Source organism: Shewanella indica (assembly GCF_033842865.1).
Taxonomy (GTDB): Bacteria; Pseudomonadota; Gammaproteobacteria; order Enterobacterales; family Shewanellaceae; genus Shewanella; species Shewanella indica.
Window position 1 is genome coordinate 3,175,153 of sequence record NZ_JAWXXR010000001.1, and the last position, 14,010, is coordinate 3,189,162.

General features: G+C 50.5%; 8 protein-coding genes. 3 read left to right on the plus strand and 5 right to left on the minus strand.

The genetic code is table 11. The features are described from left to right. Positions 1-273: 273 nt before the first annotated feature. From SIL79_RS14210 to cysK, 4 genes are all read right to left on the minus strand, one after another. A complete protein-coding gene (locus SIL79_RS14210; RefSeq protein WP_039032808.1) occupies positions 274-3,168 on the minus strand; it encodes a TonB-dependent receptor domain-containing protein in 2,895 nt (964 codons plus the stop codon). Between the two features lie 426 nt (positions 3,169-3,594). Next, the gene (locus SIL79_RS14215; protein WP_039032809.1) at positions 3,595-4,599 is read right to left on the minus strand and encodes a TDT family transporter; all 1,005 of its coding nucleotides are present in this window, start codon (positions 4,597-4,599) and stop codon (positions 3,595-3,597) included. 91 nt (positions 4,600-4,690) lie between these two features. After that, on the minus strand, positions 4,691-5,761 hold the full coding sequence (locus SIL79_RS14220; RefSeq protein WP_319619394.1) for a methyltransferase: 1,071 nt from the start codon (positions 5,759-5,761) through the stop codon (positions 4,691-4,693). 221 nt (positions 5,762-5,982) lie between these two features. Beyond that, positions 5,983-6,951: a cysteine synthase A gene (gene cysK, locus SIL79_RS14225; protein ID WP_039032811.1), complete on the minus strand. Its 969-nt coding sequence runs from the start codon at positions 6,949-6,951 to the stop codon at positions 5,983-5,985. Positions 6,952-7,163: 212 nt separating this feature from the next. Here cysK and SIL79_RS14230 point away from each other — a divergent pair, with 212 nt between their 5' ends. Together SIL79_RS14230 and SIL79_RS14235 are read left to right on the plus strand one after the other, a co-directional pair. Continuing rightward, positions 7,164-8,336, plus strand: a complete 1,173-nt coding sequence (locus SIL79_RS14230; protein WP_319619395.1) for an RDD family protein — start codon at positions 7,164-7,166, stop codon at positions 8,334-8,336. Between the two features lie 11 nt (positions 8,337-8,347). Further along, entirely contained in the window at positions 8,348-9,472 is a 1,125-nt protein-coding gene (locus SIL79_RS14235; protein WP_039032812.1) for a beta-ketoacyl-ACP synthase III, read from the plus strand. 80 nt (positions 9,473-9,552) lie between these two features. Here the strand turns inward: SIL79_RS14235 and cysZ are convergent, their stop codons facing one another. Further along, on the minus strand, positions 9,553-10,323 hold the full coding sequence (gene cysZ, locus SIL79_RS14240) for a sulfate transporter CysZ (RefSeq protein ID WP_071475941.1): 771 nt from the start codon (positions 10,321-10,323) through the stop codon (positions 9,553-9,555). Positions 10,324-10,565: 242 nt separating this feature from the next. On the opposite strand from cysZ, the gene SIL79_RS14245 reads away from it, so the two are divergent. Further along, positions 10,566-13,991 (plus strand): chromosome segregation protein SMC, encoded by a 3,426-nt coding sequence (locus SIL79_RS14245; protein WP_319619396.1) that lies wholly within the window; start codon positions 10,566-10,568, stop codon positions 13,989-13,991. The last annotated feature ends 19 nt before the right edge of the window (positions 13,992-14,010 follow it).

Here is a 14,010-nt window from a genome sequence, read left to right on the forward strand (position 1 = left end):
TTTGTATTTATTAGGGCCGATAAAGAACAATTCGGCGACAAAATGTAACCATTAAGATACAAATAATACAAGTGGTTAAATGCTTATTGACTATCTTTTTGTTGTAATAAAGATGTAACCAAGTATTTTTAAATATTATTGATACAAAGGTTATTAAAATAAAACACACAAAGAAAACAATGTTGCAACAATTGGCGAGAAATTAAGATGAGCAAATAATAAGCGGCGCGAATGCGCCGCTTATTTACAGGATTAAGTTCTGTTTAATCCAGTTTAGAAGGAATAGTTCAAACTAGTGTAGTAGAAGCGGCCGATGTTATCGTATGCAGCAGATCCTGCACTGGTTCCGGTTGAACCATAAGGCAAGTCCTTATCGAATAAGTTATCGATACCAAACTTGAGGGTTATGCCGGAATCAAATTGATAACCCAAAGCAACATCACTGATGAAGTAATCGTCGTACTGCATGTTGGAACTTGGGTTGGCATTAAGGGCCAGATCCTTATCTGTGTACAAGCTGACATCATTGACGAAACGGGTACGCCAGTAGCTGAGCCAGTTTTCATACTTGTAATTCAGAGTCAAGTTAGCCTGCCAATCGGCATATCCCAAAGTACCCGCCAACTCTTCATAATCACTGGGATCATCTTGGAAGGAGAAGTTACGACGTTTTATCAGGTGGGTCGCGATCAGGTTAGCACTGAAATCACCGCCGAGAATATCAGCCTTATAGGCCAGATCCAGATCCACCCCGGCTGCTTCCAGTGATGCCACGTTCAGCGCATGGCTTTGGATCAAGGTTATTTGGTGGGTTGAAGGATCGCGGGTGATCAAGTCACAGTACTGATTATTTATACCACTGGCTGAATCCAGGCATCGGTCAACTATGGTCTGTGCTCCGATGGAGCTGATGGCATCGTCGATCTTGATGTTCCAGTAATCGAGTGTCAAAGATAGACCTTCGATAAACTCAGGCTGGTAGATAAGCCCAACAGTGTAGCTGGTGGACTCTTCTGGCTTCAGTTCCCGGTTACCACTGCTCTTACCTTCTATCCTTTTGGCATCGTACTCATCATTGAAATCGGCAGGTACACCCATTGCAGCACAGTTCTTACGGCGGGTGGCTGAATCAGCCAATGTATTGAGGTTATCGATACGGCAGCTGTCTTTAACACTAAAGTATGTTTGACTCGGTGCACCAAACAGTTCGCTGATATTTGGAGCTCTGATGGCTTCGGCATAGGTACTGCGCATTCTCAGCTCATCGTTGATTTCCCAGCTTAGACCGGCTTTCCAGGTGGTCGCATTGCCTATGGTGCTGTAATCGGCGAACCGGACTGCCAGATCCATATCCAGCTGGCGGATCAGCGGTAAGTCGGCCAACAGCGGGATTGATACTTCCGCAAATACTTCCTTAACATCGAAATCACCTTTGTCTTCGCCCAAGGCATTGAAGAATGTACCTCCGGCATTCTCAGGCTCTTTAGTCTCACTTTCTTCTTTGCGGTACTCAACCCCGGTAGACAAGCCTACATAGCCCGCCGGTAATTCAAATAGCCCGGAATTGGTGATGGTGCCACCCAAAACAGTTTGCTTAATTACTGCATTGCCAACAGAAGTGGTATTGATATAGTCAATGGCTTCCTGGCTTGGATTACCGGCACCAAAAATGTTGACCGGTACACAACCTTCAGCGCGGGCGGTTTCGCTGCGACAGACTATGTTACCGTCGAGCATAACGGCATCGAGGGCATTTTGGTAGTTGGCATAGATCAGGTTGTTTTTGTTTACCCGCTCCAGATCTGTCTGACCATAGATGGCGTACAGATCATAGTCCCAATCGTCGGCCAAGACGCCTTCAAGGCCCAATACATAGCGCTGGGTTTCACGGGTGTCATCTTCTATACGTTGGCCCAGGTCAGCCATGAAACGGTTGATGACGATTGAATCCAGTGGTTGAGGAGTACCGTCCGCATTCTTGTTGTTCTTCATCAGAGCAACCAGGTTGGGATCCAGATAAGGGTTGTCAATCTTCACTGAGTTAAGTTTATTGCCAAAGAAGAAGGCCGGTTGGCTATAATTACTGGCCTGGCTGTTGACATATTTTGCCTCAAAGTAGAGGTTCATATCGTCATTCAACTGATAATTGCTTTTCAAGTTGAGGTTATAGCGTTTGAACTCGGGCTGCAGATCTTCAAACTGTCTCAAGTTGGTAAAGTCGCAGTCGACACAGTAGTTACCGTCGACTTTTGGGCCTATGTAAACATCACCTATGGTTCCGTCTGGATTGAAGGTTTTCCAACCATCCAAAAAGAAGGTACCGGCGTTGCTGATCCTGTAATGTCCACCGTTTGGCAGGAAATACTTGTCCGGGTCAGACGGATTGTTGGAGTCAATGTAATTACCGTTAGCATCCTTGGGTCTATCGGTATTTTTCAGACTGGTAAATGAGGTTCTGGTTTGATCACGATCGAAAGCTCTGAGTCTATCCTGAGCGCTGTATTCCGCAGCGAAGGCGATATTACCGCGACCATCATTAATATCTTTGCCGTAAGAAAGCGAAATTCTGTCTTTACCAAAGTTACTGTCATCAGCCCGACCTTTAATAGCCGAGATATCCAAGCCGACAATATCTTTTTTCAGAATAAAGTTAACCACACCAGTGACCGCATCGGCACCATAAATGGCGGATGCTCCGCCGGTAATGACTTCTACTTTTTCGACCCAGGCACTTGGAATCGTGTTGACGTCAACCGAAGAGCTTCCCGCTGAGCTGGCAACATGACGTTTGCCGTTTACCAGCACCAAGGTTCTGTCGGTACCCATGGTACGCAGATCCAACAGGTTGGCACCGGCAGTACCAATGTAACGCCCGGAGTTGGCAAGGGAATAAGTGTTACCCAGCGCAGGCAACTGGTTGAGGGCTTCACCTATGTTGGTCACACCGGTAGACAGGAGTTCTTCACCTGAGATTACAGTCACTGGCGTTGGCGCCACGGCACCTTCACGAATGATACGTGAGCCTGTGATAGAGATTCGCTCAACGGCTGAATTTGCCGTTTGTTGTTCTTGTTCTGCCGACAATGCTGGTGCGGAATAGGCTGCAGTTGCAACACCACCAATTAACGCAAAGCGCACCGCTTTGGCTAATTTAGAATTAACTTGCATTATATCTCCCTGATACTTATGTATGATTTTTTATTTTTACACCCGAATTAATTAATAGATGTTTACGGATGTATCAAGAATATAACCTTGCAGAAATAAAAAGTGCAACATAGATGAAACAGATATAAATTGTTTGAATTAATAACAAATAAAGCTCTTTTGGTAACAAAGATATAACGTACGGTGTTTATTTTTTTAATTGCTTGATAATGTCGTGTTGTGTTTTATTTTTGTTTTTTCAGGGTGTGTTGTTTGTGGTGGTTTTGTTTTTATGGTGTGGTATTTTTGTTTTTTTACTTTTTTATTTAAGAGATGTTTTTATTTGTCTAGATACTTGAGTGAATATTTGTTGGCCATTGAAGATCTATTAATTTGCCAAAAGCGTGACAAGCGTCACACTTTTGGCGTTGTTGTAACTCGGTTTCATCATACAGATGACCAGGGGCGGTAGTGTCTGAGGTAACTGATAGCAACGAAGCCGACGATAGCACTGGCTATCACAAGCTCAATATTTCCAAGTAGCGCCAGTGGCCGGTGCAGTGATTGCAGCATGGGTTGGCTGTTGCACCAGGCGGCTGTTTTCAGTAGAGCTGTGGCGCCTATCACCATGGGGAAGGTGTAAGCAGCAAACCCAGGGCTGAAAGGGAGGCGCAGCAAGTGCAGGAAGGCCAGATAGATGACCAGGGTCATCAGCAGGGCCAGGCTCAGCAGCAGGGCGACCAACCAAAGCTCAGGCTCAGGAGTCAGGGTCAGATAGCCGGCCAAAGACAAGCTGGCCGGTGCTGCCAGAATCGCTATGGTAGGCTTGGCTGCATCCGCGACCGGATTACAGAAAATCAAGCGATAGAGCATCACAGGCAGCATCACCAAGTAACTCACCAGGCCGAACATCAGAATGATGTGAGCGATTTGAGCGCCTACCTCGCCGGCTTCGGCGCCGGGAAAGGTCACAGCTGCTACCACCATGCCGATAGGGGGCACAAACCAACTGGGCACCATATGCTCCAGGTTGAAGTCCATTGCTCTATGCAGCACAAAGGCAGCCAGTAAACAGCAGTGAATGGCGATAGCCGCCAGCCAGATCAGGAAGCCACACAAAGGAAGATGGATCCCTACGGCTTTGGAGATCACCATCAGTGCCATGGCAAAGGTGGGCAGCACACTGCCGACCACAGGGTGGCGCAGTTCTTCATTCAGTAATTCAGGATGCAGAATGAATTTGACTGTCAGCAGAGACAGTAATATGCCGGCAACCACCGCGCCCAATGCCAGACCGGGAAATTCTGCTGATACGTTTTCCCAGGCCCAGCCCAGGCTAGCGATAGCCAGCGCCAATCCGGCCAATGGGCTTGGCAGTCGCTTGAAAGCGGCTTTACTAAACTTGGACTCGCGAGTGCTGAGTTCTTCAGTGGTAGTGGCAACGAGTTTCATACTGTGACCTCTAGATTCCAATTTGATGGTCCTAGTCTAAAATCGGTCTTTGGTTAATAAAATTGAAATTAAATTATTCATTGATTCAAATTTATTTAAGCTTGCAGCGCAGCAGAGTATGTCCAAGTCCTATGTCATCGATATCTTCATCGACATAAAAACCCGCTTGTTGCAGTAGTTTCAGCAGTACCTTGGAGTGATACATACGACTGTTGCCGTTGGCCATGGCGGTGAAGTAGAGCGAGGTGGCATTGACACAATAGGCGGAGGCGGCATTGGGTTGTCTGTCCCAGAAGGTTTCCAGAATGCAGAGCTCGGCTGTCGCCGGCATGGCTTTGGCACAAGCCTGCAGGATGGCCAGGATTTGTGCCTCGCTGAAACAGTCGAGGAATTGGCTCATCCAATAGAGATCGCCGTCGCTAACAAAGGGGCCGTCAGGAGCAAGCAGATCGCACGCCAGACCGGATATCCGCTCGCTTAAACTTGCAGCTTTTGCGGCCTCTGCGGCCAGTTCAAGCTGGGGAGCGAGATCCATTATGGTTACCCGGCACTGTGTGTTGTATTCGGCACACTTCAAGGCCCACTTGCCGGTATTGCCGCCGATATCCACCAAATGAGTCGGCCCATTGGCAAATATGCGCGGCATCAGGCTGTCAAAGGCATGATCTGAATAATAGTGGTCAAAGGCGAACCAGCTGTGTTTGGCTTCTGTCGGTAACTGGCTCAGAGCCGGGTAAATAGTGGGCCAATCGCCGAAAACTTTCAGTCCCTCGGGAGCGCCTTGTTCCAGCGCTTGCTGCAGATGAAACAGGCCTTGGTAGCAAATGTCGTGGATAAAATTGAGATTGGTGGCGGCCATATCGTCATGCAGCAGAAACCAGCCTGTCTTGTCGAGAATGTAATTGTCTCCCTTGTGCCAAACTAGTCCCATGGAGAGCGCCATATCGAGTAAAACGCCCAGAGCATATTCTGTCAGCCCGGTTTTTTCTTTGAGTATCTCAAGGCTGGTACCTTCATCGCCTGCGGCATCTATATGCTTGAGGATGTCGAACTGCAGCAGGCAGCGGGTCACCTGAAAACTGACTGGAGCGAAGGCGATTTTTTGTGCTTCAAATTTGGCCTCGAAGGCACTGAGTTTGGCGGGTTCACTAAAAAAGGGCATTGTCTTAGCCGTGGAAAAGGTTCAAAAAGAGTCTTTATGGCGCAAAGCACAAGGCAAGTACAGGCCAGCTGAATGAAACTTTGATCAAGAGGGCAAATATGTGGTTAATGCCGCTTTTGATTTCGGGATCAAACGGGATATTTTGAGCGATAGAGTTCAGGACGAGAGGTTGGCATAAAAAAGCCCCATCATTAGACAGGGCTTTCAAGTTGCGATTTTACTTACTGCACGTTTTCCTGATCGCCGAATTGGCCGACAAACAGGGCTGAGGACAGATAACGCTCGGCAGCCGATGGCAGGATCACCACTATGTTTTTGTCTGCAAATTCCGGTAGGGCGGCGATGCGGTTGGCGGCAACGACGGCAGCACCGGAGGAGATACCCACTAAAATGCCTTCCTCTTTCATCAGCCTGTGAGCCATCTCTATCGCTTCGTCATTGGTGACCAGTTCTACCTTGTCAATCAGTTCCAGATCCAGGTTACCCGGAATAAAGCCAGCGCCTATGCCCTGGATCTTGTGCGGACCCGGCTGCACGGGTTGGCCCGCCAGAGTTTGGCTGATCACCGGCGAGTCGGTTGGTTCAACGGCCACAGCTGTGATTGCCTTGCCTTGGGTGTTTTTGATATAGCGGCTCACACCTGTGATGGTGCCGCCGGTACCGACACCGGCAACAAATACATCGATTTGACCATCGGTATCGTTCCAGATCTCTGGACCTGTGGTTTTTTCGTGGATTTCAGGGTTGGCCGGGTTGTCAAACTGCTGCAGCAGCAGATATTTATCCGGCGCCGATTGGCGGATTTCCTCGGCCTTTTCGATGGCCCCTTTCATGCCCTTGGCACCATCAGTCAGTACCAGGTTGGCGCCCAGAGCCTTGAGCAGCTTACGGCGCTCGAGACTCATGGTGTTGGGCATGGTTAAAGTCAATTTGTAACCTCTGGCCGCGGCAACATAGGCCAGCGCAATACCCGTATTTCCTGAGGTGGGTTCAATCAGCTCTATGTCTTTGGTCAACAGGCCTTTTTTCTCGGCGTCCCAAATCATATTGGCACCAATACGGCATTTGACACTGAAGCTTGGGTTACGGGCTTCTACCTTGGCCAGCACCTTGCCGTTGCTGACGCGGTTAAGACGAACCAGTGGGGTGTTACCAATGGTATAGGAATTGTCTTCGAAAATTTTGCTCATGGCTTGCTGGCCTCCTTTGATTGCATCCCTAAAGCATAATCCTCATGAGATCAAAGAGAAGTGAATCTTTGTTCTTCTTTATTCTTTTTAGTTATTACATGAATCTCTGTTATTCGTAACTTCGGAGTAAGCCAGTTTCGCTTTATGTTAATCTCAACGCCGAATTGATGTTAACCAAAAAACAACATTCTATTTCAAATAGGAGAATAGCCTTGGATTACAAGGGTAATGCCCAGGAGGCAAATCCGAATCGCACCGGGGAACAGGGCGGTCGTAAACGGTATCCGGGTAAAGATCCCCGCAGCATAGTGACGCCGGCCGCATTCAGCGTGGCGCCGGAGCTGCTCTACACCCCCTTGGCAAAACCTTGGAAACGGGCGCTGGCTATCATGATAGATGGTTTATTGGTGGCTATACTGGCAGAACAGGCCGGCCCCTTGTTTGTGCTTTTGGTGTGCCTGCTGGCTTACTATATACACAATCATGCCAACAGGATCTCCACTTGGGCCAAGGGGCTTTTGTATCTGTTTATGGCGGCGGTTTTGCTTTGGTCTGCGGTGCCACAGATGATTAAGGTCAACGGCCTGCAACAGAGTCGCGATAATGAGATTCAGGGGCAGACACTGCTGACCTTGACGCCGCAGCTGCTGCGTTTGAGTCTGTGTGAGAACAAGGCCTGCGCCCAACATGAAGCGGGTTTGCTGGTCAATGCCGCGGCTGAGGCAGGGCTGTCACGCACCCAGGCCGAGACTATGCTGCAAGGTGCATTGGATGAGTTGCCGCTTGCTTCAGCCGATATTGCGGCGATAAATGCAGACTTGATGCCGCAATTGGCTTCAATGAAGCACGAGTCTGTAGCGGCACTCAATGCACAGACTAACGCACAAACCGATGCAAAAAACGATGTAAAAACTGATGTAAAAAACAATGCAAAAATCGACACACAAACCAAGCCAGTATCTGCCGAAGACGACTCAAGACCGGAAGCTGAAGAGGACGAGCAGGAGGAAGAAACACAATACAGTCTGCTTGCTTGGGCCAAGGGGATGCTCAATGACCTCGGGTTTGGATTTGGCTGGGCGGCATTCTATTTTACCTTGTTCACTGCCTGGTTTGATGGTCAGACTTTAGGCAAAAAAATCATGCGGGTGCGGGTGATTGCCCTCGGAGGTGGTAAGCTTTCCCTATGGGACGCCTTTGGCCGTTACGGGGGATACGGCGCAGGCTTTGCCACTGGACTGCTGGGTTTCTTGCAGATTTTTTGGGATGCCAACAGGCAAGCCATCCAGGATAAGATCTCAGCAACAGTTGTCATTGATCTGAGTAAGCCACGCGTGAGTCCAACAGAGACGATGCTGCAGGCAGAACAGGTCACAAAACAATAAGAAGGTAGTTTATGAAGGATGCGATTGTCATTTCCGGTACCGGGCTGTTTACCCCACCGGAAGGAATAACCAATCAAGAATTGGTGGACAGCTTCAATCAGTATGTTGACCTATTCAATACCGAGAACCGCGCCCAGATAGATCTTGGCCATGTGGCGGCGCTGAATTACTCATCGAGTGAGTTTATCGAGAAGGCTTCAGGCATCAAACACAGATTTGTGATGGTCAAAGAGGGGATCTTGGATCCTGAAGTCATGATGCCGTTGATCCCTGAGCGTGCCAGCGACAACCTGTCACTGCAGGCTGAAATGGGCGTGCATGCGGCCAAGCAAGCGCTTGATAACGCCGGCCTCAAGGCGGATGACATTGACTTGGTGATAGTTGCCTGTGCCTACACCCAGCGGGCCTATCCGGCGATGGCGATTGAAATTCAGCAGGCTCTTGGTACCCGGGGTTATGGCTTTGATATGCAGGTCGCCTGTTCCTCGGCGACTTTTGCTCTGGTGACAGCGGCCAATGCCATTCGCAGTGGTAGTGCCAGGCGTGTGTTGGTCATCAATCCTGAGATATGTTCGGCTCAGGTCAATTATCGTGACCGCGACAGCCACTTTATTTTCGGTGATGTGGCTACGGCTTTGGTATTGGAGCCGGCTGCGACTTGCCGCGCCCAGCAAGCCTTTGAAATTCTGTCGAGCCGCTGTTTTACCCATTACTCAAACAATATCCGCAGCAACTTTGGTTTCCTTAACCGTTGTGATCCGGCCACGTCCGGCGAGGCCGATAAGCTGTTTCATCAACAGGGACGCAAGGTCTTTAAAGAGCTGCTGCCCATGATATACAAGCATTTGGATGTACAGCTCGAAGAAGCTGGTATCACGCCGGAACAGTTTAAGCGTCTGTGGCTGCATCAGGCCAATATCAATATGAATCAGTTTGTGGTGAAAAAGCTCCTGGGTGAAACGCCTGAGCCTTTGAAGGCGCCTGTGGTGCTGGATCAATACGCCAATACGGCATCGGCCGGTTCTGTAATCGCTTTCCATAAATATCACCAGGACTTCAAACCGGGGGACTTGGGCCTGTTGAGCTCCTTCGGCGCAGGTTACTCCATCGGCAGTTTAATTCTGCGAGCTTGTTAAGACCTGGCTTTCCTCTACCATGAAGCATAAAAAATGCCTGCAACAGCAGGCATTTTTGTGTCTCAATCGACCTACGGCGCTTAATCTGGCGCTATGGCCGGGTTGCGATAAGCTTCGCGATACTTGTCGACCCACATGGAAGTGGCACCGCAAATGGCAACCGGCATCACGATAAAGTTGACTATAGGGATCATGGAAAACAGGGTGACGGCGGCGCCGAAGCTCATACTGCTGCCCTTGGTATTTTTCAGGGCAAACTTCATCTCTTTGAACGCCACCTTGTGGTTATCGAAAGGATAGTCACAGTATTGGATACTCATCATCCAGGCACTGAAAATAAACCAGACCACAGGGAAAACGGTTTGGCCAATCACAGGGATAAAAAACAGCAGTAAGATCAATATGGCCCGCGGCAGGTAATACACCAGCTTTTGCCATTCGCGGCCGAGGATCCGCGGCAGATCCTTGATTAAATCCAAGGTGCCGCCGGTATTGAGCGGCTTGCCGGTCAGCAGTTGCTCTACCTTTTCGGCCAACAGACCGTTAAATGGCGCTGCCAGCCAGTTCATCACGGAACTGAAGATAAACGACAGCAGCACCAGCAAGGTGATAATCGCCAGTGGCCAGAGGATCACATTAAGCCAACTGAGATAGTCCGGCAGTTGGCCTTCGAGCCAGGCAAACACATTTCCCAGTTGGCCTATGGCAAAATAGATGACGCCGGCAAACAACAGCAGGTTGATCATCAGCGGAATAAACACAAAGCTGCGCAAGCCCGGTTGCTTGATCAGGCTAAAGCCTTGGAGAAAATAGTTGACGCCGCTCTTGGCGGGTCTTGAAGATGCGGACATGTACCACTTACTCTCAATAAAAGAATACTTAGGCCGATTTTGAGCAACCAAGGCCACGAAAACAAGGGAAAAACGCAGCCAAGGGAATAAAAAGCGTTACAAAATGCGGCCCGCTTTGCTAAAGTGACAGCGCTTATACAGCTTCTTGGGCCAGGACGGCGGCGTTTCAATCAGGCTATTGAATTTCCTTCAGGATTGGCCCGCAAAACAAAAACAATCGGCACTGACATCCAACGGCAAATATGAGACTCAAACAGATAAAACTCGCTGGCTTCAAGTCATTTGTCGATGCTACCAAAATCCCTTTTCTCAATCCGCTGACGGCCATTATCGGCCCCAATGGCTGCGGTAAATCCAATGTGATTGATGCCGTGCGCTGGGTGCTGGGTGAAAGCTCGGCCAAACATCTGCGCGGTGACTCCATGGCCGATGTTATCTTTAACGGCTCCAGTGCCCGTAAGCCTGTTTCTGTCGCCGGCGTTGAGCTGGTATTCGACAACGCCCTTGGGCGTATCGGCGGCCAGTATGCCAACTACGGTGAGATTTCCGTCAAGCGCCAGGTCTCCCGCGATGGCGAAGCCCTTTATTTTCTCAACGGTCAAAAATGCCGCCGCAAGGATATTACGGATATCTTTATGGGTACCGGCCTTGGGCCGCGCAGCTATGCCATCATAGGTCAAGGCACCATCTCCCGCTTGATAGAATGCAAACCCCAGGAACTCAGGGTCTTTATCGAAGAGGCCGCGGGTATCTCCCGTTATAAAGAGCGACGCAAGGACACGGAAAACCGGATTCGCCATACCCGTGAAAACCTTGAGCGCCTGGGGGATATTCGCTCCGAGCTGGGTAAGCAACTGGATAAGTTGACGATTCAGGCTCAGGCCGCCAAACGCTATCGGGAATACAAGCAAAGTGAGCGGCGCTTGCATGCCGAACTCTTGGTGATGCGTTTCCTGGAGCTCAATGAGCAGGCCGAGGCGCAAAACAGCGAGATAGAAAGGCTGGAGACTGAGCTGGCCCAGCAGCAGGCGCTGAAACAAGAGTTGGAGTTGAGTTTGACTCAGCAAAAGCTGGCTCTGGATGAACTCAGTGAAAAGGAGCAGCGCCAGGTTGCCGATTTTTATCATAACAACACTGAAATCGCCCGTATCGAGCAGCAACTCAAGTATCTCAAAGAGCGGGATAAACAGCAGGCATCTGAATTGGGTGCGCTGCAACAGCAAATCGCCACATTGAATGAACAGCTGGCTCAGGCCAAGCAGCAGGAGCAAACTCTGGATGACAGTTTGCAGCAACATTTGCCGCGCCAGGAGGTGCTGGAAGAGCAGCAGTTTGAACTGAGCCAACAGTATGAAGCGGCGCTCTGGCAAAGTGAAAGTCTTGCCGGTGAGTTGCAACAGGCGGTGACTGCAGTCAGAGATATCAAGCATCAGCAGGAGCTCGCCGCCACCCGGGAGCAGCATCTTAAACAGCAACATGCCCAGCGCAGCGAGCAGCTCGATAAGCTTAGTGCAAGATTGCAGCAACCTGAGGCCGATAACGGGGCAAACCCGGCTGAGCTTCAGCAGCAGGTCAGCTTGTGTGAGTCACAATTGGCGGCAGCTAAGGCCGATGTCGAACGCCATGGTGCAGAGTTGATTGAGGCCCAGGAAACGTGGGAGCGGGCAAGACAAGCGGAGCAACAGCTGGTGCAGCGCCGCTCGGGGCTAACTGGTCGCCTGGAGCTGATAAGTCAGTGGCTCGAAGGCGCCGCTCAAGCAACGCAAGAGACACAAACTGCCTTGATTCAGCTTTGGCAGGACATTCAGGTCGAGGCCGGTTGGGAGCAAGTGGTTGAGGCTTGGCTTGGCCCCTTGATGCGCGCCGCTGTCTATCCTGACTGCAAACCATTTGATGGCCAAGGTTTTGCTCAGACTCGTCGCCAAAGTTGGGGGCCGGTCAGCGCCGGCGTCAACTTAAGCCCCTGGCTTAACAGGGTGCGCTGGGCCGAGTCGGCGCAGCAGGCATCCAACTTGCTCGAGCAGGGGCTGGCAGAGGGGGAGCTGATCCTCTGCCGTGATGGCAACCTTTTTGCGCATGATGTAAAGCTGACGCTTGCCGAGGATGGTCAGTCACTGGTGAAGTTGACCGCCGAGCAGGGCGCCATTCAGGCTGAGCTCGATAAGCTTGCGAGCGAGAGCCGGCAGGCGCAGCAGCAAACTACAGCGGCCCAGGATAGGTTCAACGAATTAAGGCTGGCTCAGCAGCTCAAGTCCGAGGCGCTACAGCAACAGCAACTGGCATTGACCCGCGCAGTGATGGCTTGTGAGGCGGCCACCGAGCAGGCGGCACGCGAACTTAGACAAAAGCAACAGATAGAAGCGGAAATTACCGAGCTGAAAGAGCGCCTCGAGCAGGAGCAGTTTGAGCTGGAGACGCTGATTGAGAGTCAGTTCGCTGCCGATGATACTCTTTATGAGCGTCAGCGGCAGGAGCGATTGCTGAGTGAGCGTCACAACGAGGCCAATCAGCAAAAAAACAGCCTTAAAGTCAGCCTGAGTGAACTTGAGCGCCAGTTAAAAACCTTGAACGGAACTCTGGCGGAGCAGAAAACCGCCTTGGCGTTGGCCGTGCAGCGGCGCAAACAGTTGACCGAGCAATTGCAGCAGGCCGAGCACAAACGCAGTGAGTTGCTGGATAAACCGCAGCAGGGTGCAGATAGTGCCGAGCTGCAACCGCTTGAGCAACGCCTGGAGGGATTGCTTACGCAGCAACACAGGATGCAGACGGAGCTTGAGCGCACCCGGGCCAAACTTGCCGAGCAGCAACAGCAGTTGGATAGTACAGCTTTAAAGCAAAAACAACAGCTTGGACAACTGGAGCACTTGACTCAGACAATCAGCACGTTAAAGTTACGTCGCGAGGGATTGAAAGGTCAGGCCGACAGCCAATTGGCGCAGCTCAGTGAGCAGCAGATCAAGCTGCATGAAGTGGCGGCAAACCTGCCTGATGAAGCAAAAATCGCGCCCTGGCAGGACCAACTGGAATCGGTTCGGCGCAAGATAAGTCGCCTCGGCGCCATTAACCTGGCGGCCATTGAAGAGTATGAGCAGCAAAAAGAGCGTAAGGCTTATCTCGATGCCCAGGATGAAGACCTCAACAAGGCGCTGGCCAGTCTCGAAGAGGCGATCCGCAAGATAGACAGAGAGACCCGCAGTCGCTTCAAGGCGACTTTTGAGCAGGTCAATGCCGGACTGGGAGAGTTGTTTCCCAAGGTATTTGGTGGCGGCAGTGCCTATCTGGCGCTGACAGATGATGATTTACTCGATACCGGAGTGACCATCATGGCCCGGCCACCGGGCAAGAAGAACAGCACGATTCATCTACTTTCGGGTGGAGAAAAGGCGCTGACGGCTTTATCATTGGTGTTTGCGATTTTCAGACTCAACCCGGCGCCTTTTTGTATGCTGGATGAGGTCGATGCACCTTTGGATGACGCCAACGTCGACAGATTCTGCCGTCTTTTGCAGGAGATGTCGGACAGCGTACAGTTTATCTATATCAGCCACAATAAACTCACTATGGAGATGGCTGATCAACTGATAGGTGTCACTATGCATGAGCCGGGTGTCTCTCGCATAGTCGCAGTCGATATTGAAGAAGCGGTGGCTATGGCCGACGCCGGATAACCATAGGAAAACAGGTAAC